This is a genomic window from Meridianimarinicoccus aquatilis (assembly GCF_004358675.1).
Classification (GTDB): Bacteria; Pseudomonadota; Alphaproteobacteria; order Rhodobacterales; family Rhodobacteraceae; genus Meridianimarinicoccus; species Meridianimarinicoccus aquatilis.
Map to the genome: position 1 here is coordinate 1 of NZ_SMZO01000129.1, position 755 is coordinate 755.

General features: G+C 50.7%; 2 protein-coding genes. Both read right to left on the reverse strand.

Annotated elements, in window-relative coordinates:
- Window positions 1–72 precede the first annotated feature (72 nt).
- A complete protein-coding gene (locus E2L05_RS20590) occupies window positions 73–381 on the reverse strand; it encodes a hypothetical protein (protein ID WP_133344893.1) in 309 nt (102 codons plus the stop codon).
- A 201-nt stretch (window positions 382–582) separates the two neighbouring features.
- Window positions 583–693 carry an HNH endonuclease gene (locus E2L05_RS21400; RefSeq protein ID WP_208016293.1) on the reverse strand — a complete coding sequence of 37 codons (111 nt, stop codon included), beginning with the start codon at window positions 691–693 and terminating at the stop codon, window positions 583–585.
- Between the last annotated feature and the right edge of the window lie 62 nt (window positions 694–755).

The following is a 755-nucleotide window of genomic DNA, read 5'->3' on the forward strand; positions in this document are numbered from 1 at the left end:
AGACCTCATGCCCTGGAACCGGACGCCAGAATAAGTCAACACCAGTCAGACCGGACGCATACGAAAATACAGTCAAAAAGGTATCTCTTCACTTCCCCGCTCAGAGGCAGTCTGGTCAGATTTTGGACATGGAAGCTTCAAACCTTCTTCGATTGAAGAAACCTCAATAAATTCTGTTCCAATGTAACCCACGTCATTGCCTGCCGAAATTTGCCCGTCGCATCCGAATGACTTGGCAGCGAAAATCCATCCTGACGGCAAGAGAGCTTCGGGAGTAACGCCAACAACAGTTAAAATGTCACCATCCTCAACCTGCACAAAAATCTTTCCGATCAGAGCGCGAGCTTCGGCTTCCCGTAATGGCGTGGTGTCGTCGGTCATGTTTTAAGTATAGCAACAATCAACGCTTGAAGTCACATCCTCATGCGGGGCGGTTTTGGCTGCTGTGTCGCCTGCCCCGATGAGCTGATAAATCAGGCTTCCCACGTTCGGAGGGGAATGCACCTGGTCGAGCGTAGCGAAAACCAAGTGCATGGGGTTTCCGCTAGCACTCATGGTAGAAAATGCCCTTTCCAGCCCTTCCTACCGATTACCCTTGGCGCGATTGTGAGTTTTGCAAAGCATCTCGCAATTTTTTAGAGAAGTTGCACCGCCTTTGCTCCAAGCGGAGACATGATCGGCTTCCATATCCATCCGAGCTATGCCCGAAAGTTGGTGACGGCGTGATCAGGCGGCACTTTGAAGTTGCTTGATCC

Excerpts from the sequence above, each read along its gene's own strand:
- E2L05_RS21400 (WP_208016293.1), bottom strand. The coding sequence starts at position 693 with ATGGATATGGAAGCCGATCATGTCTCCGCTTGGAGCAAAGGCGGTGCA.
- E2L05_RS20590 (WP_133344893.1), bottom strand. The coding sequence starts at position 381 with ATGACCGACGACACCACGCCATTACGGGAAGCCGAAGCTCGCGCTCTG.